This window comes from Salinarimonas sp. NSM (assembly GCF_052380005.1).
Lineage (GTDB): Bacteria > Pseudomonadota > Alphaproteobacteria > Rhizobiales > Beijerinckiaceae > Salinarimonas.
Genome location: NZ_JBQTCJ010000063.1, coordinates 1 through 21,796, shown reverse-complemented (window position 1 = coordinate 21,796; position 21,796 = coordinate 1). Strand labels below are relative to the sequence as shown.

The window sequence follows — 21,796 nt, the reverse complement described above, 5'->3', positions numbered from 1 at the left end:
TCACCCGCGCGACACGACCGCGACGATGTCCCCGAGAAGCGCGTGCAGGCGGTCGCGGTAGCCGGTGCGGGCGGAGGGGCGCGACTCGTCCGACGTCATCACCACGACGAGGTCGAGCTCGGGCACGACGTAGAGCATCTGGCCGCCGTAGCCCCAGGCGTAGCGCACGTCCCGCCCGCCGATCTCCCGGGCGAACCAGGCATAGCCGTAGCCGTCCCCGGTGAAGCGCGAGCGGGTGCGGGGCGTCCAGCTCTGCGCGACCCAGCTCTCGGGGACGACCTGAGTTCCGTCCGCTGCGCGCCCGACCGCCGCGTAGGTCTCCCCGAAGGCGAGGAGCGACCGGGGCGTCATCGCCATCTGGTTGCCGCCCAGATGGATGCCCCGCGGGCTCGTCTCCCAGCCGGCGATGCGGAAGCCGTCGATGGCACCGAGCCAGTCGTCGGCGAGCGCGCGGGTGGAGCGTCCGCTCTCGCGGGCGAGGATGGCCGAGAGGAGATGCGTCGAGCCGGTGGAATAGAGCATCGCCCCTCCCGGCTCGTCGACGAAGGGACGCGCCAGCGCGTCGCGCACCCAGTCCCGGCTCGCCACCCAGGAGCCGTAGTTCGCGCCCGACGTGCGCTCGAGCCCCGCGCGCATCGTCAGCAGGTGGCCGATCGTGATCCGGTAGAGCCGCGGATCCGGGTCGGCGGGCAGCTTGTCGCGCAGGAGAGGGGCGATGGGCTGGTCGACGCCCTCCAGCAGCCCCCGCTCGATCGCGATCCCGACGAGGGCGGAGACGATCGTCTTCGAGGCGGACTTGATGTTCGTCGGCCGGTCGGGCGCGGAGCCGCCGTAGCCCCGCTCGGCGAGTATGGTCCGCTCGCGCGAGACGAGGACGGTCTCCAGCGGATCGAGCGAGGCGGCCGCGTCGAGCAGCGCGTCGAGCGTCTCGGGCGCGGCCTCGTCCTGCGCTCGGGCGAGGCCGGGCGGGAGCGTCGCCGCGGCGATGAGGGCGAGGGCGGCGCGGCGGGTGGGTGCATCAGACATGGTCCGGAAGCTAGAGGCGGGGAGGGCGGGCGCAAGGCGACGCGATCGCACAGGCGCCTTTGCTCATCGCGGACGCCGCGCTAAGACCCACGCCCCATCGCATGTGAGGAGCCGCGCCATGAAGCCCGAGGATGTCGCCGCCTGCTGGGAATCGAACGCCGAGGCCTGGACGCGGCTCGTCCGCGCCGGGCACGACCGCTACCGCGACGTGCTGAACACGCCGGCGTTCCTGGCGATGCTCCCGCCGGTCGCCGGCCTCGCCGGGCTCGACCTGGGCTGCGGGGAGGGAGCGAACACCCGCGCGCTGGCGCGGCTCGGCGCGCGCATGACCGGCATCGACGTCGCGCCGACCTTCGTGCGGCATGCGCAGGAGGCGGAGGCGGCCGAGCCCCTCGGCATCGCCTACCGCGTCGCGGACGCCGCCGCGCTGCCCTTCGCCGACGGGAGCTTCGCCTTCGCCGCCGCCTTCATGTCCCTGATGGACATGCCCGATCAGCCGGCGGCGCTGTCGGAGGCGCATCGTGTCCTGGAGCCGGGCGGCTTCCTCCAGTTCTCGATCCTCCACCCCTGCTTCGTCCCCCCGCGCCACCGCAACGTCCGCGACGCCGAGGGCCGGGTGGTGGCGCTGGAGATCGGGGGCTATTTCGAGGAGCTGGACGGCGAGATCGAGACCTGGATCTTCTCCACCGTCGCGCCCGATGAGCGCGCGGCGACGCAGCCCTTCCGCACGCCACGCTTCCACTGCACGCTCTCGCGCTGGGTCGAGATGGTCGTCGCCGCCGGATTCCTGATCGAGGCGATGGGCGAGCCGCGCGCCACGGAGGCGGAGGCGGCGGCCGAGCCGGTGGTGGCGGATACACGCAATGCGCCGATCTTCCTGCACGTGCGGTGCAGGAAGGCGGGGTGACTACTCCGCCGCTTCCCGCGCCCGCACCTCCGGTGCCCCCGGCCGCTGCCGCGTCGCCCACTCCGGATCCTCGTGCCAACCCGCGTTCGACGGCGCCAGCGGCTCGCGGCCGCGGATCAGGTCGGCGGCCTTCTCGGCGAGCATGATGGTCGGGGCGTTGAGGTTGCCCGAGACGATCGAGGGCATGATCGCCGAATCGACGACCCGCAGCCCCTCGATCCCGTGCACCCGGCAAGCGCCGTCGACCACGGCCATGGCGTCGGAGCCCATCTTGCAGGCCCCGGACGGGTGGTAGGCGCTCTCGCAATTCGCGGCTACCCAGGCGTCGATCTCCGCGTCCGTGCGCACGTCCGGGCCCGGGGCGAGCTCCGCCCCGCGGAAGCGGTCGAAGGCGGGCTGCGCGAAGATCTCGCGGGTGAGCCGCACCGCGGCGCGCATCTCCTCCCAGTCTTCCGGGTGGGACATGTAGCGCGGGTCGATGATCGGATGCGCCGCCGGGTCGGCGCTGGCGAGCCGCATCTTGCCGCGGCTCTTGGAGCGCATCGGCCCGACATGGGCCTGGTAGCCGTGGCGGTCGGACGGGTTGCGGCCGTCGTAGCGCACCGCCATCGGCAGGAAGTGATATTGCAGGTCGGGATGGCGCACGCCCGCGCGCGAGCGGATGAAGCCGCCGGTCTCGAAATGGTTGGTGGCGCCGAGCCCCGTCTTCCTCAGGTACCATTCGAGCCCGATCTTGACCTTGGCGACCGGGTTGAGCGCCGAATAGAGCGTGATCGGCTCTCGGCTCTCCTGCTGGACGTAGATCTCGAGGTGGTCCTGCAGGTTCTCGCCCACGCCGGGCAGCGCATGGCGCGGCGTCACGCCCGCCGCCTTCAGCTCGTCGGCATTGCCGATGCCCGACAGCATCAGGAGCTGAGGCGAGCCGATGGCGCCGGCGCACAGGATCACCTCCCGCTCGGCGAAGAGCCGCTCGATGCCGTCGGTCGCGTCCGCGACCACGACGCCGCGGGCGCGGCTCCCCTCCAGGATGATCTCGAGCGTCGAGACGCCGGTGCGCACGGTCAGGTTCGGCCTGCCCATCGCCGGGCGCAGGTAGCCCTGCGCGGTGGACCAGCGCCGGCCGGCGTGGACCGTCATGTCCATCGTGCCGACGCCTTCCTGCCGGTAGCCGTTCTGGTCCTCGGTGCGGTCGTATCCCGCCTGGACGCCGGCCTCGACCCAGGCGCGGTAGAGCGGGTTCTTCGCGATCCCCGTCGAGACCCGCAGTGGCCCGTCGCCGCCGTGATAGGCGTCCGCCCCCTTCTCGCGCGCCTCCGCCTTGCGGAAGTAGGGGAGCACGTCGGCGTAGGACCATCGGGCGAGCGCCGGATCCTCGGCGGCCCAGCGCTCGTAGTCGAGCGCGTGCCCGCGGACATAGGCCATGCCGTTGATCGAGGACGAGCCGCCGAGCACCCTGCCGCGGGGCCAGTGCATCCGCCGCCCGGCGAGGTTCGGCTGCGGCTCGGTCCAGTAGTCCCAATTGTAGGTCTTGGACTGCATCGGGTAGGAGAGCGCGCTCGGCATGTGCAGGCGCCAGTCCCACCAATGGTCCTTCGGGCCGGCCTCGAGCAGCAGCACCGTGACGTCCGGGTCCTCGGAGAGCCGGTTCGCCAGGACGCAGCCCGCGGAGCCGGCGCCGACGATGATGTAGTCGTGGGATTCGGTCATGATGCTCTCGTTCGCGATACCGCGGATGAAGGCCGCCGACGGGACTCCCCTCTCCCTCGTGGAGAGGGGCGGGGGGTGTGGGGCGTGCAGGAAGGGGCGCGCCTTGGAGGCCGTGCTCGGGTAGACCGCACTGACCGTTCGCTCTTCACCCGACGCCCCACACCCCCGACCCCTCTCCAAAGGAAACGCCCCTTGGGAGAGGGGAGGACGTCGCGCCTTTCATCGGCGTCTCGTCTATCCTCCGCTGCCTCAATACGGCGCGTCGACGTCGCCCAGGGCGACGTAGACGCTCTTCTCCTGGGTGTAGTGCGCGATCGCGGCGTGGCCGTTCTCGCGGCCGAGCCCCGATTGCTTGACGCCGCCGAAGGGCATCTCGATGGGCGTGAGGTTGTAGGCGTTGATCCACACGGTCCCCGCCTCCAGCGCCGCCGCCACCCGATGCGCACGGGTCAGGTCGTTGGTGAAGACGCCGGCGGCGAGCCCGTAGGGCGTCGCGTTGGCGCGGGCGACGACCTCGTCCTCGTCGTCGAAGGGCAGCACCGCCATCACCGGGCCGAAGATCTCCTCGCGCACCACGTCCATCTCGTCGGTGCATTCGGCGAAGACGGTCGGCGCGACCCAGAAGCCCGTGTCGAGCCCGTTCGCCGTGACGCGATCGCCGCCCGTGAGGAGCCGCGCGCCCGCGGCCTTGCCCCGTTCGATGGCGGCGAGCACCTTGCCCATGTGCTCGTGCGAGATCAGCGGGCCGACATGGGTCGCGGGGTCCATCGGATCGCCGATCACCATGCGCTCCGTGCGCGCGACGAGCTTGTCGAGAAAGGCGTCCATCGCCTCGCGCTGGACGAAGACGCGGGTGCCGTTCGAGCAGATCTCGCCCTGCGAATAGAAGTTGCCGAGCAGCGCCCCACCCACCGCGTTGTCGAGCGTCGCGTCGTCGAAGACGACGAGCGGCGACTTGCCGCCCAGCTCCATCGTGACGTGCTTGAGGGTCGAGGCGGCGTCCGCCATCACCGCCTTGCCGGTGCCCACCTCGCCGGTGAGCGAGACCTTGGCGATCCCCGGATGCCGGGTCAGCAGCCGGCCGGTGTCGGCGAAGCCCTGGACGACGTTGAACACGCCCGCCGGCAGCCCGGCCTCGGCGTAGATCTCGGCCAGCGCCATCGCGGTGAGCGGGGTCAGCTCCGCCGGCTTGAAGATCATGGAATTGCCGCAGGCGAGCGCCGGGGCCGACTTCCAGCAGGCGATCTGGATGGGGTAGTTCCAGGCGCCGATGCCGGCGCAGACGCCGAGCGGCTCGCGGCGCGTATAGGCGAAGGCCTGCTCGCCGAGCGGGATGTGCTGGCCGGTCAGCGTCGGCGCGATGCCCGCGTAGTATTCGAGGCAATCCGCTCCCGAGATCACGTCGACGACCGAGGTCTCGGAGATGGGGCGGCCGGTGTCGCGGGTCTCGAGCCGGGCGAGCTCCTCGTTGCGCTCCCGCAGCAGCGCGGCGGCCCGCATCAGGATGCGGCCGCGCTCGACGCCGGTCATGCGCGACCAGACGCGAAAGCCCGCGCGCGCGGCCTCGACGGCGGCCTCGACGTCGGCCGCACCGGCGACGTCGACCGTCGCGAGCACCGAGCCGTCGGCGGGGTTGCGCGTCTCGAAGCGCTCGCCTGAGGTGGCGGGGCGGCGCTCGCCGCCGATGAACAGGGGGAGGTGGTCGGTCACGCCGTCTTCCTCTTCTCGCGTTGGGCGGCTTCTACTTGGGCGGCTTCCACTTGGGCGGCGGCATCGCGCGCGACGCCGCGTGCGGCGAGGTGGAGGTCGATCGTCTCGCCGACGAGCCGGCGGGCGGCGACGGTGTCGAGCCCGCCGCCGGAGAGCCCGGCACGCATCCACACGCCGTCGATGAGGCTCGCCGTCACCTCCGCGAGGTAGCCGGTCTGCGCGGACGGGACGCCGAGGCGCCCGAACTCGCGCTTGAGGTTCGAGTGCAGGCGCCGGCTGTAGATGCGCTGCAGGCGCCCGAGCGCCGGCACGTGCGGCACCTGCCCCCAGAAGGCGAGCCAGGCGGCGACCGTCTCGCGCGCGCATTGGCTCTCGTCGAAATTCGCCCCGACGATGGCCGAAAGCCGCGCCCGTGGCGCCTCGCCGGCCTCGCCGAGCCGCTTGGCGACGAGCGTCTGGAGATCGGTGAGGAGCGCGCGCATCGTCGCTTCGAGCAGCTCGGCCTTCGAGCCGAAGTAATGGGCGATCAGCCCCGGAGACATTCCGGCGCGCTTGGCGATCTTCGCCATGGTCGTGTCGTCGTAGCCGTGCGCGTGGATCGCCGCGATCGTCGCGTCGATCAATTGCCTGCGCCTGATCTTCGATACGCCGACACGCGGCATCCGGGCACCTTCGCGGGAAATCTTCGCAATGGGTTGACATCGGCAGCGTGCCCGATCTTAATTGAACGGTCAATCAATTTTGGCCCAGACGAACAGCCGCATCCGCCGAGGCGCATCCCCGCGTACCGGCCGCGGCGGCGTATCCGCGAGCCGATCGGCGGCGCGCGGACACGCCCGGAACGAGGCCCGACGAGGAGAGACGACCCGATGACGATCCGCCTTCCCGCCCTGGCCGCCGCGAGCGTCCTCGCCCTCTCGACCGCGCCCGCGCTGGCCCAGGTCCCCGAGGCCTGCCGTTCGCCGGTCTTCGCCGATGTCGGCTGGACGGACATCACGGCGACCACCGCCGCGGTCTCGGTCGTGCTCGAGGCGCTCGGCTATGCCCCGGAAGCCGAGCTCCTGTCGGTGCCGGTGACCTACGCCTCGCTGGCGAACGGCGACGTCGACGTCTTCCTCGGCAACTGGATGCCGACCATGGCCGCCGACATCGCGTCCTACCGCGAGGCCGGCACGGTCGAGGTGATCGAGACGCCCAACCTCGTCGGCGCCAAGTACACGCTCGCGGTGCCCGCCTACCTCGCCGAGCAGGGGCTGAAGGATTTCGCCGACATCGCGAAATTCCAGGACGAGCTCGACGGCGAGATCTACGGCATCGAGCCCGGCAACGACGGCAACCGCCTCATCCAGTCGATGATCGACGAGGACATGTTCGGCCTCGGCGGCTTCGATCTCGTCGAGAGCTCCGAGCAGGGCATGCTCGCCCAGGTGCGCCGCGCCGAGGCGCGCGAGGAGCCGATCGTCTTCCTCGGCTGGGAGCCCCATCCGATGAACGCCAACTTCGATCTCGTCTACCTCTCGGGCGGCGACGACGTGTTCGGCCCGAACTTCGGCGGCGCCGAGGTCTACACCAACGTGCGCGCCGGGCTGATGCAGGAGTGTGCGAACCTCGCGACGCTCCTGACCAACCTGGAGTTCACGCTCGCGATGGAGAACGAGATCATGGGCGCGATCCTCGACGACAACGCCGTGCCGGCCGACGCCGCCCGCGCCTGGCTTTCTGAGAACGTCGACACCGCGCTCGCCTGGGTCGAGGGTGTCACCACGGTCGACGGCGGCGACGGCGCCGAGGCCGTGCGCGCCGCGCTCGCGCAGTAAGCGCCCGCGTCCTCCCCGGAGGGGAGGAGTCCGCGCGAAGCGCGGGCGGTGGGGCCGTTCGACCATGCGATCGAGCCGGCCCGCCGCCCTCCCCACCCTCCGGCCTACGGCCTCCGTCCTCCCCTGCGGGGAGGTCGGGGCTGCGGCGAACGAAGGAGATGCCCCCGCCATGGACCCCGTCGCCTGGCTCACCGACAACAAGATCCCGCTCGGCGGGCTCATCCGCGACGGCGTGGACTGGCTCAACGACCATGCCGCCTTCGTCTTCTACGCCATCTCGGACGGGCTCGGCTTCGTCATCGACGGGGTCACGGAGGCGCTCCTGTGGGCGCACCCATTCGCCATCGTGGCGCTGTTCGGGGCGCTCGCGTGGGTCATCCACCGCGACTGGAAGCTGCTCGCCCTCGTCGTCGTCTCGTTCCTGCTCGTGATCAACCTGGGCTATTGGGAGGAGACGATGGAGACGCTCTCCCTCGTCGTCTTCGCCACCGCCTTGTGCATGCTCATCGGCGTGCCGCTCGGCGTCGCCGCCGCGCATCGGCCCTGGCTCTACCAGGTCCTGCGCCCGATGCTCGACCTCACCCAGACGATCCCCACCTTCGTCTACCTGATCCCGACGCTGATCCTGTTCGGGCTCGGCGTCGTGCCCGGCCTGATCTCGACCGTCATCTTCGCCGTCGCCGCGCCGGTGCGCCTCACCTATCTCGGTGTGACCTCGACGCCTCGGGCGCTGATCGAGGCGGGGGAGAGCTTCGGGGCCTCGCGCCGCCAGATCCTGTGGAAGGTCGAGCTGCCGCACGCGCTGCCCACGATCATGGCCGGGCTCACGCAATGCATCATGCTCTCGCTGTCGATGGTGGTGATCGCCGCCCTCGTCGGTGCCGGCGGGCTCGGCCAGCCGGTCGTGCGGGCGCTCAACACCGTCAACATCGCCATGGGCTTCGAGGCCGGGCTCGCCATCGTGCTCCTCGCCGTCGTGCTCGATCGCCTGTGCAAGCAACCGCAGAGGGCCAGCCGATGAGCCGTCGCATCGCCGTCCGCTTCGAGCATGTCGACGTCGTCTTCGGCGGCCGCGAGCGCGAGGCGCTCGCCCGCCTCGACCGCGGCGAGGACCGCGAGACGATCCAGCGCGAGACCGGCGCAATCCTCGGCGTCGCCGACGCCAACCTCGAGGTGGCCGAGGGCGAGATCTCGGTGCTGATGGGGCTCTCGGGCTCCGGCAAGTCGAGCCTCCTGCGCTGCGTCAACGGCCTCAACCGGGTCTCGCGGGGGCGGGTGCTCGTGTCGCTGGAGGGCGAGGAGATCGAGGTCGCCGACTGCCGCCCGGCCGACCTGAAGCGGCTGCGCGGGCGCGGCGTCGCCATGGTCTTCCAGCAATTCGCGCTGCTGCCCTGGCGCACGGTCGCGCAGAACGTCGGCTTCGGGCTCGAGGTCAACGGGCGCTCCAAGGCGGAGATCGCGCGTGTCGTCGACGAGAAGCTCGCGCTCGTCGGACTCTCGGACTGGGCGAACGCCTACGGCCACGAGCTGTCGGGCGGCATGCAGCAGCGCGTCGGCCTCGCGCGCGCCTTCGCCATGGACGCGCCGATCCTGCTCATGGACGAGCCGTTCTCGGCGCTGGACCCGCTGATCCGCTCCAAGCTGCAGGACGAGCTCGTGCAGCTGCAGAAGGAGCTGAAGAAGACCATCCTCTTCGTCTCGCACGACCTCGACGAGGCGATGAAGATCGGCGACCGCATCTCCATCATGGAGAGCGGGCGCATCGTGCAGACCGGCACGCCGGAGGACATCGCGCTCAACCCCGCGAACGCCTACGTCGCCGAGTTCGTGGCGCACATGAACCCGGTCAACGTGCTGCGCGGCCAGAGCCTGATGACGCCGCTCGAGGCCCTGACGCGGCTGCGCGACGGACGCGTCGTCGCCGAGCCGGGCTCGGGCGTGACGCTCGAGATCGCCGAGGACGGCACCGTCGCCGGCGCGCGGATCGACGGGCGCGGCCCGGCTCCGGTGCGGATCTGGGAGGGCGAGGCGAGCCACGCGGTCGCGAGCCCGGCGGATGCCGTCGTCGTCGTGTCGCCGGACGTCACCCTGCGCGAGGCGATGGAGATCCGCCGCCGCACCGGCGCGCTCCTCGTCGTCGCCAAGGACGGGCGGGCGATCGGCGTGCTCGGCGAGAAGGAGCTCTACGACGGCGTGCTCGGCGCCAGCGAGCGCTCCGAGCCCGCGGCCGACCCGCGGGAGGGCACCTCGTCCGCGGCATGACGCCGGGCTTGTTTGACTGGGCGGTGACAGGGCAAGATGGCGGCCACGTTCCGGCACGCCCAGTGCCGTCAGCCCACGGGAGCCCTCGCGATGACACCACGGCGCCCGCGCCGACCGCCTCCGCCCCGCCGCGCGCCGTCGCCGATGGCGCGGGTCGCGCTGGGCATCGTCGGCCTCGTCGCGATCCTGGCGGTGATCATCCTGGGATGAGCGCGGAAAAAGGCCGGCCCGCCGGCGCCGGCAGGGCGCGCGGGCGGGCCGCAGTCGAGGCGGGAGCCGCTCCGTGAGCTCCCGACGCCGACCCTAAGCCGCGCACCTGAACCGCGCCTGAACCCGTCCCGCCTCGTACGCTCAGCGGTAGAGATCCGCCCGTGTCGGCGGGAGGCCCGAGGGGCCGCGGATGCGCTTCGAGGCCAGCGTCTGGTTGATGTAGGCCCCGCCGCGGGCGAAGGCCATCGAGCATCCGGCGAGGTAGAGCAGCCACATCCGCACCTTCTGCGGCCCGACCAGTCCCTCGGCCTCCGCCCGGCGGTCGAGCAGCCGCTTCCACCAGAGATAGGTCGTCTTCTGGTAGTGCTCGCGCCAGCCCTCCACGTCGTGGATCTCGAAGCCGGCACGCTCCAGGTTCGCGATCGACATGCCGAGGTGATCGAGCTCCCCGCCGGGGAAGATGTAGCGCACCAGCGCCCGGTATTCGGACGTCATCTTGGCGAAGCGCTTGTCGCTCTTCTTGGCGCGCCGCGCGATCGTGTGGTGCAGGTAGAGGCCCTGCGGGCGCAGCAGGCGGTTCACGGTCGCGAAGTAGGTCGGATGGTTGGCGATGCCGACCTGCTCGAACATGCCGATGGAGGCGATCTTGTCGAAGGTGCCGTCCATCTGGACGTAGTCCTTGAAGTGGAACGTCACCTTGTCGGCGAGGCCGAGGCGCTCGGCCTTCTCCTTCGCGAGCGCCAGCTGCTCGGCCGCGAGCGTCACGCCGTGCGCCTCGACGCCGTAGTGCCGTGCCGCATGGCAGACGAGCGCGCCCCAGCCGCAGCCGATGTCGAGGAACCGCTCGCCGGGCTTCAGGCGCAGCTTGCGGCAGATCATGTCGAGCTTGTCGCGCTGCGCGCGGTCGATGTCGCCGTGGTCCTCGACGAAGTAGCCGCAGGTGTAGACCATCTCCTCGTCGAGGAAGAGGCGGTAGAAGTCGTTCGAGACGTCGTAATGGTAGGCGACGTTCGCGCGGTTCGTCTCGGGGCGCCCGTCGCGATCGATCTCGTCGCCGCGCACGGCGTCGAGCACGCTTCGCGGCCCGCGGTCCACACGCCAGAACAGCCCCGCGACCCGCAGCGCCTTGCGCTTGGAGATCCCCCGCGCCAGCCGCCCGATCTTGCCTTTCGGCCGCGCCGCCGCGAGGTCGAAGAAGGTGCCGTTCTCGAGGTCGATGCGGCCGTCGACGTGCAGCTTGATCAGCGTGTCGAGGCGCGGGCGGCGCACCAGGACGGCGACCACGCCCTCGTCGGCGAGCGTCACCGCGAGCGCGTCCTCCGGCCAGTCCGCGGGAACACGGCTGCCGTCCCACAGGCGAAAGCCGAAGCCGGGCGCCAGCACCCGGTGCGCCTCGGCGAGCAGATCCGCCAGCGCCTCGCGCCGGGTCACGGCGCCTCGATCGTGTTCCATGCATGCTCCGACGATGATCGGCGCGCACGCTAGTGCAAGAGCGCCGAGGCGGAAAGGGCGTGCCGAGCGATCATTCGATCCGGCGCCGTCGGAACACGGATCGCCGTCGGCGGTTCGGGCCGGCAGCCACAGAGCCGGAGAGGATTTTCGACATGTTCTTCCACAACAGCAAGCTTCAGTACGAGGTCCGCTGCGAGAAGCCGAGCCCGATCTTCGCCAAGATGCTCCAGCAGGCCATCGGCGGCGTCGAGGGCGAGATTCGCGTGGCGATGCAGTACTTCTTCCAGGCCATGGGCGCGCGCGGGAACCCGAAGTATCGCGACCTCCTGATCGCGACCGCGACCGAGGAGCTCTCGCACATCGAGTTCCTCGGCCACGCGGTGGCGCTCAACCTCGAGAAGGCGCCCGCGCACATGAAGGACGAGGCGGCGAAGGACCCGGTGGTCGCGGCGATCCTCGGCGGCATGAACCCGCGCCACCTGCTCTCGTCGGGCCTCTCGGCGATGCCGGTGAACGCCGATGGCGTGCCTTTCGACATGAGCCACGTCTACGCGACCGGCAACCTCGCCGCCGACATGCTGGCCAACGCCACCGCCGAGGCCGGCGGGCGCGTGCTCGCCTCGCGGCTCTACGAGCTTACCGACTGCCCGGGCATGAAGGACATGCTCTCCTTCCTCATCGCGCGCGACACGATGCACCAGCAGCAATGGCTCGCGGTGATCGAGGAGCTCGGCGGCTTCGAGGCCACGCTGCCGATCCCGAACTCGACGCCCAAGAGCCACGAGGCGACGGAGCATTCCTACGTCTTCCTCAACACCTCGCTGGACAAGAAGGCCCCGGAGGGCCGCTGGACGTCGGGTCCCTCGCTCGACGGCCGTGGCCAGTTCAGCATGCGCCCCGCCGAGCCGATGGGCCAGGAGCCCTCGCTCGGCAAGGCGCGGCCCGACAGCGGTGCCCAGAAGGAGCAGATGTGAGGCGCCGGGCAGGCGGCGCGCCGGGGTTCCGGCGCGCCGCTAGAGCGCTATCCGACCTGACAGGATCAGATCGGGCACTCTAGCTTCTTGTTTTCTCGCATCATTCTTCCCGCGACCGGCATCCACTCGCTGGGATGATGCTCTAGCGCACGCGGTGGAAGACGGTGTGACGGAACTGCCCGTGCTAGGGCGCGGGGCTGCCATCCCGTCGAACAGCGACGACGTCGCACCTCGCATGCCTCGAGGCCGACCATCCACCGAAGGTAGGTCATCCGGTCGCATTCAGGTCGGATGACCGCAGGAGACCGCGGCCGTCAATCGACCCGCCTCAGGGTCGCATCGCGGACCTGCCGGTCGCGCGGCTCCGGCCGCCCGTTCTGGATGTCGATGATGTCGCACGTGACCTGATCGGCGCCCTGTCGGCAGTCGATGATCCCGGGCGAGAACGTCGCGCCGCCGCGCTCGCAGATGGCCCTCTCGTACTCGATGAGCAGCCGATCGCCCTCGCGCCGCGCCTGCATCGGGCCACGGCAGGTGCCGTCGCGCGTGTCGCGGATCTCGACGGTCCCGCTGCCGTCGGGACCCGTGAAGCAGTAGCGGAACTGGATGCGGATGTTCGTCCCGGTCTGGACGATGTTGGCGTTCTGCGGAGATTCCCAGCACCCTTCGAGGAAGGACAGGTCCTCCTCGTCCTCGGGCAGCGCGAGGTCGTCGCCGACCTGCGGCTCGGGGGGATCGGGCTCCGGAGGCGGCTCCGGAAGGGGAGGCGGGGGCGGGGGGGGCGGCCGCCCCCGCGGGGGGGGGCGCGGCGGCCCCGCCCCGCCCGCCGGCGCCCGCGCCGGGGGCGGGGGCGGGGGGGGGGGGGGGGGGGGGGGGCCCCCCCCCGGGGGGGGGGGGGGGGGGGCCGGGGGCGGGGGCGCGGTTGGGGGGGGGGGCGGCGGCGCGGCCGGCCGAGCCGGCGGTGGGTCGCACGGCGGCCGCGCGACGAGCGCGTCCTCGAGCGCCTGGACCTGGCGCAGGAGGTCGTCGAGCTCGTCGGGCGGCGTCGCCGCCGCGGCGGCGCGCGCCGGGGGCGCGCACCACGCGACATCGATCGGCCCGAGGCGCAGGCCGCAGGCCGGCAGCAGGAGCGCGCCCGCCGCGACGAGCAGCACCGCGAACGCGCCCCATCCCAGTATCGCGAGACCTCTGCCGGCCATGATCCGCCCCCGCTTCGTTCCCGATCCGCCTCAGCGCCGTGCGCTGAGGCGGTTGATCTGCGCCTGGAGCGAGGCGATCTCGGAGCGGAGCCGCTGCACCTCCGAGTCGGCGCCGCGCGCCTGCGCCGCCGCGAGCTGCGCCCGCGCGTTCTGGAGCTGAGCGCGCGCCTGAGCGAGCTCCGCCTGCTGGCGCAGGTTGCGCTCCTCGGCCGCGCGGGCGCCGGCCGTCGCAGCCGCCGCGTTCGCTCGCACGACGTTCGCCCGGGCGGCCGCGGCCGCGGCGGCACCCTGGCGCTGCGCCGCCGTCGCCCTCAGATTGCGCGTATCCTGCTCGTAGCGGCCGCTGCCGATGCCGACGCTCGCGCAGCCGAGCCCGTCGAACCGCGGATCGCCCGTGCAGTTCGTCGCGCATCCGCCGAGCCCACCGGCCATCAGGCCGAGGACGCCGACGATGGCCGCGCTCCGCGCGATGGTGTTCGCTCGTCTCATGCTCGGTCCTCCCTGTTCACGGGACACGGTCGTAGACCTGGCCGAGCTGGCGAGCCAGGCCCTGCAGGCGGTCGCGCTGCGCGCGCATCTGGTTCAGCTGCGCCTGGGCGGAGGTGTTGCCGCCCGCGACCGCGCGTTCCAGGGTGGCGACGTCCGCATTCGCGCGGCTGACGCTCGCCTCGATGAGGGACACGTTCTGGCGTGCGCTGCGCGCCTGGCTCCGGTACTCGGCGAGCGTGATCTGCCCGCGGCGGTACTGCGCGTCCAGGCTCGAGATGCGGCTGCGCTCCTGCGAGACGATGCGCGAGGCGCTCGCCGCCTGGCGGTTGAACGACGCGATGCTGGCGTTGGCGCTGCGGATCGTCGCACGCGCCGCGTCCTGCTCGGCGGCGATCCGCCGGGTCTGCTGGTTGACGTTCTGCGCGTAGGCGCCGCCGGCGGCGCCTCCCGCGAACGCCCCCGCGAGGCCGCCGATCAGCGCGCCGCGCCCGCGGTTGTTCGGGGAGGCGAGGGCGCCGATGCCCGCGCCGATGGCACCGCCGAGAACGGCGCCCACCGCCACGCCCTGCTGGACGCGCTGGTGCTCCACCTGCTGCTGGCGCAGCTGCTGAGCCGCCGGCGAGAGGCTCGCAACGTCCACCGGACCGGCGGCCGTGCAGGCGGCGAGCAATCCGGCGATGGCGATCGCCACCACCGTCTTGCGGGCGAAGATACGTATGGATATCATGTTTGCACCCCCGTGTTGAAGATTTGCCCTCGACGTCACGCGATAGAAGACGATTTTCGTGAGCCGAGGACAATGAGAATCAAGGCGAGTCCACGCCCGGACGATTGGCTTCGACCTCCGCCCGCGAGCGTTCGAGGATCCCGGAGAGGACGCTGCGCGTGTCCTGCGTGCCGTCGCCGAGGCTCACCGCGTCCCGGCGCGCGCGCTCGACGAGCGCACCGAAGGTCGCGATCTGGTCGCGCATGGCCAGGTCGCTCATCAGCTGGTCGAACGCGTCGGGAAGCTGCTGCCCGAACTCGTCGCCGAGTTGCAGCAGGACGGTCACGTAGGCCGAGCCGACCCGCCCGAAATGGGCGAGGTTGCTGTTCGCCCGCTCGGCCCATTCGGCGGCGAGGTCCGGCGACAGGTCGGGGTTGTTCTCGCTCTCGTAGCTGAAGAACTCCACCGTCTCGCCGGTCTCGTCGAGCTCGTTGAGAAGCGTCGCGGCGCTGAAGAGCATCGCGCTCGCGCTGCGCAGGTCGGCTTCCCGGCGCCGGGTCTCCTCGGCGCGCAGCTCCGCGACGACCTCCGCGATCTGGTTGCGCAGGCCCGCCGTCTGCTCGCGCGCGATCGCCTCGAGCTCGGCCTCGGGGCGTGGCTGCGCCTGCGCCGTCGGCGCCTCTCCGGCATCGCGCAGCGCGGCGAAGGACCGCTCCAGCCCGTCGGCACTCGCGAAATCGCCCATCGCCGGTGCGCCGAGCACCACGCGGTAGCCGAGCGTCTCGCGGCGCGACTCCGCCGCGATCCCGCCGTGCGACTCGAAGAACGGGTACTCGCTGCGCTTCGCGCTGGAGATCACGTCGGCCTGGTCCTGCGTGGACCCCCCGCGCGCGATGAAGCCGCCCACCTGCCCGTGCATGCGTCCGACGCGATTGAGCCTGAACGGCTCAAGCACGATCTCCTCGGCGTTGCCGAGCACGTCGTAGAGGCCGAGCGGGTTGGGATCCTTCCCGCCGATGGCGAGCGGCAGCTGGTTGCCCGGGGACCAGATCTCGGCGACGTTGTCGACGAGGTCCGCGAAGACGTCCGCCCGGAACACCTCCGGCCCCACCGCCATGCCCCCGCGGGTCGCGAACTCCCATTCGGCCTCCGTCGGCAGGCGCACGAAGGCGACGCCGGTCTCTGCCGAGGGGAGGGCGTCCGCCGCGTTCTCCAGGAGCCAGGTGCTGTAGGCGCGCGTGAACGCCACGGCGTCGTACCAGCTCGCGTTCGTGGCGGGCATCGGGCTCGGCTGCGCGGGGCAGGTCCCGCTCACCGCGTCGCGCTGGGCTTCGGTGACCTCGTACTTGCCGATGAGGTAGTACGACCGGTCGCCCTTGGCGAAGGGACCGTCGACATGGGCCTCGCGCCGGAAGTCCTGCACCGCGCGGATCTCGTCGTTGCGTCCCAGGACGACGCGGCGGTCGTCCAGCGCCCCGGCCGAGCCGGTCTCCACCACGCGCAGGGCCATGGCCCCGCCGCAGGGCATCGGCAGCACCACGTCGTCTGGATCGGGCCGCGGGTTCCAGACCCATTCCGGCCACGTCGTGGCGGGCTGGGCCGAGGCGGGCGCGACGAGCGCCCCGGCGGAGAGGACGAGGGCGCCGACGGCTGCGGCGACGAGCAGCGCACTAGGCTTCATGGAGCACCTCCGAGGGCGCGATCTTGACGAGGAACCGGGCGAGGCCGGCCGTGACGAGGACGACCACGAGCGTCGAGCCCGCGGCGGCGACGAGGACGTCGAGCCCGGTGAGAAAGCAGGCCGGCCCGGCACCCGCGATCTCCACGGTGAAGCGCAGGTTGATGAGGAGCGCGAGCACGCCGAAGATCGAGAAGGCGAGGGCGACGCCGGCGATCGCGATCGCGATCCCCTGCACCAGCGCGAAGGCCACGAGGTCCCCGCCGCTGCCGCCCATCAGCCGCACGAGGCTCAGCTCGCGCCGGCGCTGCGCCAGGCTGGCGGACAGGCTCGCCCAGAAGGACACGAGGTAGCCGCTCGCGCCGATGCTCGCGATCAGGGTGAACAGCGTGGCGAGGTCCCGGTCGAGCTTCAGCACGCCGGAGACCTCGTCCGCGCGCGAGGTCACGGCGAAGTCCATCGCCTCCATCGACGCCGTGAGCGGGCCGACCGCCTCGAGATCCGAGGCGTAGAGGCGGATGCGCACGTAGCCCGGCGGCCGCTCGGCGGGATCGCGCCCGCCGACGCCGTAGCGCGGGACGGCGTAGCCGTCGATGAAGGCCTGCAGCGCGTCGATCGTCTCCCAGGCCAGCAGCGCGCGCTCGCCCGCGACCGCGCTCCCGGGGGCGACGGAGACGATCCGCAGCGGGATCACGAGGCGATCCTCCGCACCGGCCTCGCTCTGCCGCTCGCGCAGGACGAGGATGCGCGCGCCCGCCTCGACGCCGAGGCGCCGTGCGAGAGCGGCCGACAGGATCGCCTCGTCCAGGCCCGGGCTCGGCGTGCCCTCCGGCAGCAGCGGATCGCCCGCCGCCGTCGGCCAGGCCTGGCCCGAGACGAGCGGCGAGCGCTCGTCCGCGGCGAAGCGCGCGCTCGCCGTGATGGAGCCGATGTCGGGCATGACGAAACCGACGCCGGGCACCGCGGCGATGGTCGCGTACTGCGCCGGCGTGATGGTGGACTGGCCGCGAAACACGATCTCCAGCGAGCGCGGATCGTTGCGCAGGGTCTGCAGCAGCGCACCCACGACGCCGTTCTTGAGGCCGAGGAGGACGAGCAGGGGGCCGAGCACGGCCGCCAGCGCGACGGCGGTGAACACCACCATGGTGCGGTCGCGCTGGATCGCGCGCAGCCCGAGCCCGGCGCCCACGATCATGCCGCGACCCTCTCGCCGATGAAGCTCCAGCTGCGATCCTGGTCCGTCGTGAAGTGGACCGGAAGGATCTCGAACCCGTGCGCCTCCATCAGGTCGACATTGTGGGAGATCACCAGCACGGCGGCGCCCCTCTGCGCCGCGAGCTCGGTCAGGAGGTGCATGACCCGCGCCGCGCTCCCCGGGTCGAGCGCCGCGGTCGGCTCGTCGGCGAAGACGAAATCCGGATGGTGGGCGAGCGCGCGGGCGATGGCCACGCGCTGGCGCTGGCCGACGGACAGTTCGGAGGGCATCGTCGACAGCGGCACGTCGAGGTCGAGCGCGGCGAGCAGCCGGCGGATCTCGCGCCGATCGCCGCGCCCGGCGAGCCGCTGCGGCAGCGCGACGTTCTCCCCGACGGTGAGGAAGGGGAGGAGCCCCGAGGTCTGGAGCACGTAGCCGAAGCGCCGGGCGCGCACGCGCGAGAGCCGGCCGGCCGAGTACCGGAGAAGGTCGACGGGCCGGCGCCCCTTCTCCTGGAGCACCAGCCTGTCGCAGCCGTCGGGGGCGCTCGCCAGCGCGAGCATGTCCATCGCCGTCGTCTTGCCGGACCCGGACGGGCCGACGATCGCCTTGCGCATGCCGGGACCCAGCACGAGATCCTCGATCCACACCTCGAAGGTGCGTCGGCCGTCCGTCAGAATCCGCATCGCGTTGCGCACGGCGAGTATCGACATCACGCCCTCACGGCATCCGCGCGAGGGGGATCGTCAGCACCCGCTCGCCGTCCTCGGCGTCCGGCCGGAGCGCGATCCACAGCTCGGGCGTGTCGTGCAGGCGGCGATAATAGGCGACCTTCGAGCGCAGCGTCTCGAGCAGGTCGCGCTGCTGCCCGCCGGTCATCCGGTTCCAATCGTCCTCGGTCAGGGAGGTGATCGGGCTGTCGTAGGGCAGGAGCGCGAGGTACTCGCCGAGCGCATCCCCGAGGGAGTCGATCTGGCCGCGGGCGAGCCGGTCCGGGTCGTGCGCGAGCAGCGCCACCGCCTCGCGCAGGCTCGTGAAGAAGCCGTCCGGATCGAGCCGGTCGAGGCCGGACTGCGCGGTCTCGATGATCCGCTCGCCCATCTCGAACAGGGTCGCGAGCTGGTTCTTGGTGATGAGCACGCGGATGTCGAGCGCGTCGCGGCGGGGGTTCTCGAGGGCCTTGTCGATCATCCAGGCCCGGAACACGTCCGGCGGATCGCCCGCGAGATAGCTGAGCTGCATCGCGCGCCAGCTGCGCCGGAGGCGGGCCTCGTCCGAATCGTCGTTCGGGTCGGCGTCCGCGACCACGCCGTTGCGCCGGGTCTCCGATGCGAGACCCACCATCTGGTCCGCGATTCCGTCGATCAGTCCCGTGAACCGGGCGACGTCGCCGCCCTGGATCTCGCGATAGTAGCTGTCTGCCTCGACCCGCGCGAGCTGGGTGTAGGCGCTCCGGCCGAGCGAATGATCCGGGCCGCCCTCCGGCGTGGTCAGGTGGAAGACGAGCGGGTGGAACCCGGCGGAGCGCAGGCGCGCGTTCATCTCCGGGGGCAGCATCGCCGTGAGCGTGTCGCCGAGCTCGGGCGAGCGCGGGCTCGCGTCGGTGATCAGCACGAGGAACTTGACCTGGAAGGCGGAGAGATCGGCCGTGCGCACGGCCTCCTCGATTCCCCCGAGCGAATCCTCGGCGAAGCCGGGGCTCGCCGCACGGGAGGGGCGCATCGTGGCGAGCTGCGCGCTCAGCCGATCGACCGTCGAATCCTCCGCGAGCGGGAGATAGGTGCGCGTGTGGTACTCGAGGGCCGGGGTCACGGCGTCGGACTGGCGAAAGCCGACGAGGCCGAAACGCACGGCGTCCGCGATGTCGGAGTCCATCAGCCGTCCCCGGATGCGGTCGACGGCGCGCTGGACCCCCTCGATGTAGGGCCCCATCGAGGTCGTCGTATCGATGACGAAGACGACCCCGGCGCGGAACTCGCCCTGCTCGGTGTCGCTCGGTTCCTGGAGGGCGACGGACGCCACCTCGAGCATGCGCCCGCGCGCGCCGAAGTGCAGCACCCGCTGCTCCGCCTGCAGGATCGGGAAGATGTAGAAGTCGTCGTCGATGTCGACGTGAAGCTCGGGCTCGATGGACACCACGGGCGCGTCCGGCGCCAGCGCGTCGGCGACGGCCGCGGTCCTCAGATCGGTCACCCGCGTGAGCACGTCCTCGCAGCAGATCGTCTCCTCGAGCGCCTCGCGTGAGCGGAACAGCAGGGTGCGCTCCCGCCGGTTCAGCGCCGGGTCGTTGAAGGCGACGACGATCGTCTGCTTCCAGTCGATCGCACGATCGGCGGAGATCCAGCCCTCGGCGCCGTCGTCGTCCTCGCCCACGCGCAGCCAGTCGCCGCGGCGTTCGTAGACGTAGAGGATGGTGAAGGGGTCGAGCGGCTCCGCCGCGGCCGTGCCCGCGTCGGGCGCACCGTGGATGCGCGCGCCGGTGCGGGTGATCACCTTCTGGTAGAGGGTCTCCGCTCCGTCCAGGACGAGCGGAGCGTCCGCGCGGGCGATGGACGGGGCGCCGGCGACGAGCGCCGCCACCAGTCCGGCGAGCAACAGGGCGGTGCGCAGCATCGACATCTCTCCTCCTAGCTCTCGCAGTAGTTTTCGCGGGCGATCGGGTCGTCGGCCTCCGGCCTCTCGGAGAGCCAGGCGCACAGCGCCGCGATCTCCTCGGCGGCCCGCGCCTCCCCCTGGCCGCGGGCGACAGTGTAGTGGCGCAGGGCCGCGGACGCGTTGGGGCCCGGCGCCTCGATGCGCTCCCACAGCGAAAGGCGCGGATCGAAGGTCTCCCCCATCCAGATGGCGGCATCCGCCAGGCCCTCGCGCCCGGCGCGCTCGATCGCTGCGGCCGCGAGCTCGACGTCCGGCGGGTCCGCCCGCAGCTGCTCCTGTCCGAGCTCGAACAGCCGCTCCGGCGGCGTTGCCGGGTCGAGGATCTCGTCGCGGGGGCTGCGCGCGGTGTCCTGGCGGGGAAGCTCGGTGGGCGGAGGCGTCGGTTCGATCGCCACCTCGTCCTCCGAGCCGAACAGGCCCGGCAGGAAGAGGATCGCCGCGACGGCGAGGAGCAGGCCCGCGACGGCGCCTGCGATGACGAGCCTCTTGTAGGACTTGCGCTCTTCCTCCTCCTCGTAGCCCTCGTCGTCGTCCTCCTCCTCCTCCCGGCTCCGGTGGTGCGCACCTGGATCGTCGAGGTCCCGGTCGTCGAGGTCCCGCTCGTCGAGGTCCCGGTCGTCGAGGTCCTGGTCGTCGGGGCCCCGGCCGTCCAAGCCTCGGCCGTCCAAGCCTCGGCCGTCCCGGTCGTCGAGGCCCCGGCCGGCGCCCTGCGCGTCGTTCCCGATCGCCCGGTCGGGATCGCCGCCGAGCGGTCGCGGCGAGACTGCGCCGGATGTGGGCCCTGCCTCAGGCTCCGGCCGAGCCGCGACCGGCGTCGGCGCGACGGGGCCCTGCGCGGAGGAGGCCCGCGCGAGCTTGGGAATCGACGGCCAGTCGACCTCCGACTGCAGCCCGATCGAGCGGATCGCGATGGTGATCCGCTCGTATTCCTCGATCTCGTTGACCACGTCCGGGCCGACGACGAGGCGCACGCCCATGTCCGTCGACTCGACGCCGAGCGGCTTCAGGTCGTGGCTCTGCGCCTGCCACCCCGCCGGCCCCAGATGCGGCTTCGACGGGTGCTCGCGCGTGATCTGGATCGGCGCGCCCGTCGGCAGGGCGGCCGCGATCGCGATGTGCGCGAAGCCCGCCGGGCGCCGTGGATCTCGCGTGACCTTGACCGGGACGTTCATGCAGCGCGCCTCACAGAGCCTGGTCGAGGACGTCGATGATGCGCCCGAGCCGCGCGTTCTGCGCGACGTTGACGAAGCCGCCCTCGCCGCTGCGCGCGTTGTCCTGGACGATCTGGTAGAAGCCGAAGATCCAGTCGTCGAAATAGGACTGGCGGAAGGGCACCGGCTCGGCCGGGAGGCTCTCGGCCAGGTAGGCGACCGGGCGCTCGGCGAAGACCGTGCGCGCGCCGCCGTCGGGCAGCGTCACCGTCGGGCGCTCCGCCGCCGGCGTGTCGCGCCATCCGAGATCCGAGACGAAGCGGTTGAGCACGCGCTCGGAGAGCACCGCCGCCTTGGCGATCAGCTCGTCGCGCCGCTCCTCGTGGGCGAAGACGGTGAGCTTCTCCGCGAGCCGGGCGCTCAGGTTCAGGCGGTGCGCTGCGCCGGCGATCTCGCCCACGAGCTCGCGCAGCGTCGCCGAGGCGATCCCCATCTGGCTGCAGAAGGCCGGCGTCTCGGTCTGCGCGTACATCCGCTCGAGCCACGCCTTCTGCGCAGCCTCGGCGAGGATCGCCTGGCGCGTGCGCCGACGCTCCTGCGGCTGGGTGCTCGCCGATGTGGTCGCGTCGGGCACGGCGGCCACGGGCGCGGCCTGGCC

Annotated in this window: 19 protein-coding genes; 5 read left to right on the top strand and 14 right to left on the bottom strand. The window is 71.9% G+C overall.

Going from position 1 to position 21,796, the window contains the following annotated elements:
• The gene (locus tag ACTZWW_RS18950; protein WP_444782525.1) at positions 1 to 1,026 is read right to left on the bottom strand and encodes a serine hydrolase domain-containing protein; all 1,026 of its coding nucleotides are present in this window, start codon (positions 1,024 to 1,026) and stop codon (positions 1 to 3) included.
• Positions 1,027 to 1,144: 118 nt separating this feature from the next.
• Here ACTZWW_RS18950 and ACTZWW_RS18945 point away from each other — a divergent pair, with 118 nt between their 5' ends.
• Entirely contained in the window at positions 1,145 to 1,933 is a 789-nt protein-coding gene (locus ACTZWW_RS18945; protein ID WP_444782524.1) for a class I SAM-dependent methyltransferase, read from the top strand.
• On the opposite strand, the gene betA is transcribed toward ACTZWW_RS18945, so the two are convergent.
• The 3 genes from betA to betI all read right to left on the bottom strand — a co-directional run bounded on the left by betA (position 1,934) and on the right by betI (position 6,012).
• On the bottom strand, positions 1,934 to 3,640 hold the full coding sequence (betA, locus tag ACTZWW_RS18940) for a choline dehydrogenase (protein WP_444782523.1): 1,707 nt from the start codon (positions 3,638 to 3,640) through the stop codon (positions 1,934 to 1,936). It lies immediately after the preceding gene.
• A gap of 249 nt (positions 3,641 to 3,889) precedes the next feature.
• Complete coding sequence (gene betB / locus ACTZWW_RS18935) at positions 3,890 to 5,350, bottom strand: betaine-aldehyde dehydrogenase (protein WP_444782522.1); 1,461 nt, start codon at positions 5,348 to 5,350, stop codon at positions 3,890 to 3,892.
• Entirely contained in the window at positions 5,347 to 6,012 is a 666-nt protein-coding gene (gene betI, locus ACTZWW_RS18930; protein ID WP_444782521.1) for a transcriptional regulator BetI, read from the bottom strand. The genes betB and betI overlap by 4 nt, the downstream gene beginning before the upstream one ends.
• 207 nt (positions 6,013 to 6,219) lie before the next feature.
• On the opposite strand from betI, the gene ACTZWW_RS18925 reads away from it, so the two are divergent.
• From ACTZWW_RS18925 to choV, 3 genes are all read left to right on the top strand, one after another.
• Entirely contained in the window at positions 6,220 to 7,167 is a 948-nt protein-coding gene (locus tag ACTZWW_RS18925) for a choline ABC transporter substrate-binding protein (protein ID WP_444782520.1), read from the top strand.
• A gap of 169 nt (positions 7,168 to 7,336) precedes the next feature.
• Positions 7,337 to 8,188 carry a choline ABC transporter permease subunit gene (choW, locus tag ACTZWW_RS18920; protein ID WP_444782519.1) on the top strand — a complete coding sequence of 284 codons (852 nt, stop codon included), beginning with the start codon at positions 7,337 to 7,339 and terminating at the stop codon, positions 8,186 to 8,188.
• The gene (gene choV, locus ACTZWW_RS18915) at positions 8,185 to 9,429 is read left to right on the top strand and encodes a choline ABC transporter ATP-binding protein (protein ID WP_444782518.1); all 1,245 of its coding nucleotides are present in this window, start codon (positions 8,185 to 8,187) and stop codon (positions 9,427 to 9,429) included. The genes choW and choV overlap by 4 nt, the downstream gene beginning before the upstream one ends.
• A 351-nt stretch (positions 9,430 to 9,780) precedes the next feature.
• Here the strand turns inward: choV and ACTZWW_RS18910 are convergent, their stop codons facing one another.
• The gene (locus ACTZWW_RS18910) at positions 9,781 to 11,091 is read right to left on the bottom strand and encodes a class I SAM-dependent methyltransferase (protein ID WP_444782517.1); all 1,311 of its coding nucleotides are present in this window, start codon (positions 11,089 to 11,091) and stop codon (positions 9,781 to 9,783) included.
• Positions 11,092 to 11,243: 152 nt separating this feature from the next.
• On the opposite strand from ACTZWW_RS18910, the gene ACTZWW_RS18905 reads away from it, so the two are divergent.
• Entirely contained in the window at positions 11,244 to 12,065 is an 822-nt protein-coding gene (locus ACTZWW_RS18905) for a manganese catalase family protein (protein WP_444782516.1), read from the top strand.
• A gap of 314 nt (positions 12,066 to 12,379) precedes the next feature.
• Here the strand turns inward: ACTZWW_RS18905 and ACTZWW_RS18900 are convergent, their stop codons facing one another.
• The 9 genes from ACTZWW_RS18900 to ACTZWW_RS18860 form a co-directional block, all read right to left on the bottom strand.
• Positions 12,380 to 12,586 carry a hypothetical protein gene (locus ACTZWW_RS18900; protein WP_444782515.1) on the bottom strand — a complete coding sequence of 69 codons (207 nt, stop codon included), beginning with the start codon at positions 12,584 to 12,586 and terminating at the stop codon, positions 12,380 to 12,382.
• A gap of 708 nt (positions 12,587 to 13,294) precedes the next feature.
• Positions 13,295 to 13,753 (bottom strand): hypothetical protein, encoded by a 459-nt coding sequence (locus ACTZWW_RS18895; RefSeq protein ID WP_444782514.1) that lies wholly within the window; start codon positions 13,751 to 13,753, stop codon positions 13,295 to 13,297.
• A gap of 16 nt (positions 13,754 to 13,769) precedes the next feature.
• Positions 13,770 to 14,480, bottom strand: a complete 711-nt coding sequence (locus ACTZWW_RS18890; protein ID WP_444782513.1) for a glycine zipper domain-containing protein — start codon at positions 14,478 to 14,480, stop codon at positions 13,770 to 13,772.
• Positions 14,481 to 14,559: 79 nt separating this feature from the next.
• On the bottom strand, positions 14,560 to 16,140 hold the full coding sequence (locus ACTZWW_RS18885) for a formylglycine-generating enzyme family protein (RefSeq protein ID WP_444782512.1): 1,581 nt from the start codon (positions 16,138 to 16,140) through the stop codon (positions 14,560 to 14,562).
• Complete coding sequence (locus tag ACTZWW_RS18880; RefSeq protein ID WP_444782511.1) at positions 16,130 to 17,332, bottom strand: ABC transporter permease; 1,203 nt, start codon at positions 17,330 to 17,332, stop codon at positions 16,130 to 16,132. The genes ACTZWW_RS18885 and ACTZWW_RS18880 overlap by 11 nt, the downstream gene beginning before the upstream one ends.
• Positions 17,329 to 18,045, bottom strand: a complete 717-nt coding sequence (locus tag ACTZWW_RS18875; protein ID WP_444782510.1) for an ABC transporter ATP-binding protein — start codon at positions 18,043 to 18,045, stop codon at positions 17,329 to 17,331. Before ACTZWW_RS18875 ends, ACTZWW_RS18880 begins: the two co-directional genes overlap by 4 nt.
• Positions 18,046 to 18,052: 7 nt before the next feature.
• Entirely contained in the window at positions 18,053 to 19,945 is a 1,893-nt protein-coding gene (locus tag ACTZWW_RS18870) for a vWA domain-containing protein (protein WP_444782509.1), read from the bottom strand.
• A gap of 14 nt (positions 19,946 to 19,959) precedes the next feature.
• Positions 19,960 to 21,159 (bottom strand): hypothetical protein, encoded by a 1,200-nt coding sequence (locus ACTZWW_RS18865; RefSeq protein WP_444782508.1) that lies wholly within the window; start codon positions 21,157 to 21,159, stop codon positions 19,960 to 19,962.
• Between the two features lie 10 nt (positions 21,160 to 21,169).
• Positions 21,170 to 21,796: virulence factor SrfC family protein (locus ACTZWW_RS18860; RefSeq protein ID WP_444782507.1), on the bottom strand; the 627-nt coding region annotated here is incomplete at its 5' end.

What these genes read in the sequence shown, in the direction of transcription:
- ACTZWW_RS18950 (WP_444782525.1), bottom strand. Translation starts at nt 1,026, where the DNA reads ATGTCTGATGCACCCACCCGCCGCGCCGCCCTCGCCCTCATCGCCGCG.
- ACTZWW_RS18945 (WP_444782524.1), top strand. Translation starts at nt 1,145, where the DNA reads ATGAAGCCCGAGGATGTCGCCGCCTGCTGGGAATCGAACGCCGAGGCC.
- betA (WP_444782523.1), bottom strand. Translation starts at nt 3,640, where the DNA reads ATGACCGAATCCCACGACTACATCATCGTCGGCGCCGGCTCCGCGGGC.
- betI (WP_444782521.1), bottom strand. Translation starts at nt 6,012, where the DNA reads ATGCCGCGTGTCGGCGTATCGAAGATCAGGCGCAGGCAATTGATCGAC.
- ACTZWW_RS18925 (WP_444782520.1), top strand. Translation starts at nt 6,220, where the DNA reads ATGACGATCCGCCTTCCCGCCCTGGCCGCCGCGAGCGTCCTCGCCCTC.
- choW (WP_444782519.1), top strand. Translation starts at nt 7,337, where the DNA reads ATGGACCCCGTCGCCTGGCTCACCGACAACAAGATCCCGCTCGGCGGG.
- choV (WP_444782518.1), top strand. Translation starts at nt 8,185, where the DNA reads ATGAGCCGTCGCATCGCCGTCCGCTTCGAGCATGTCGACGTCGTCTTC.
- ACTZWW_RS18910 (WP_444782517.1), bottom strand. Translation starts at nt 11,091, where the DNA reads ATGGAACACGATCGAGGCGCCGTGACCCGGCGCGAGGCGCTGGCGGAT.
- ACTZWW_RS18905 (WP_444782516.1), top strand. Translation starts at nt 11,244, where the DNA reads ATGTTCTTCCACAACAGCAAGCTTCAGTACGAGGTCCGCTGCGAGAAG.
- ACTZWW_RS18900 (WP_444782515.1), bottom strand. Translation starts at nt 12,586, where the DNA reads ATGCAGGCGCGGCGCGAGGGCGATCGGCTGCTCATCGAGTACGAGAGG.
- ACTZWW_RS18895 (WP_444782514.1), bottom strand. Translation starts at nt 13,753, where the DNA reads ATGAGACGAGCGAACACCATCGCGCGGAGCGCGGCCATCGTCGGCGTC.
- ACTZWW_RS18890 (WP_444782513.1), bottom strand. Translation starts at nt 14,480, where the DNA reads ATGATATCCATACGTATCTTCGCCCGCAAGACGGTGGTGGCGATCGCC.
- ACTZWW_RS18885 (WP_444782512.1), bottom strand. Translation starts at nt 16,140, where the DNA reads ATGAAGCCTAGTGCGCTGCTCGTCGCCGCAGCCGTCGGCGCCCTCGTC.
- ACTZWW_RS18880 (WP_444782511.1), bottom strand. Translation starts at nt 17,332, where the DNA reads ATGATCGTGGGCGCCGGGCTCGGGCTGCGCGCGATCCAGCGCGACCGC.
- ACTZWW_RS18875 (WP_444782510.1), bottom strand. Translation starts at nt 18,045, where the DNA reads ATGTCGATACTCGCCGTGCGCAACGCGATGCGGATTCTGACGGACGGC.
- ACTZWW_RS18870 (WP_444782509.1), bottom strand. Translation starts at nt 19,945, where the DNA reads ATGCTGCGCACCGCCCTGTTGCTCGCCGGACTGGTGGCGGCGCTCGTC.
- ACTZWW_RS18865 (WP_444782508.1), bottom strand. Translation starts at nt 21,159, where the DNA reads ATGAACGTCCCGGTCAAGGTCACGCGAGATCCACGGCGCCCGGCGGGC.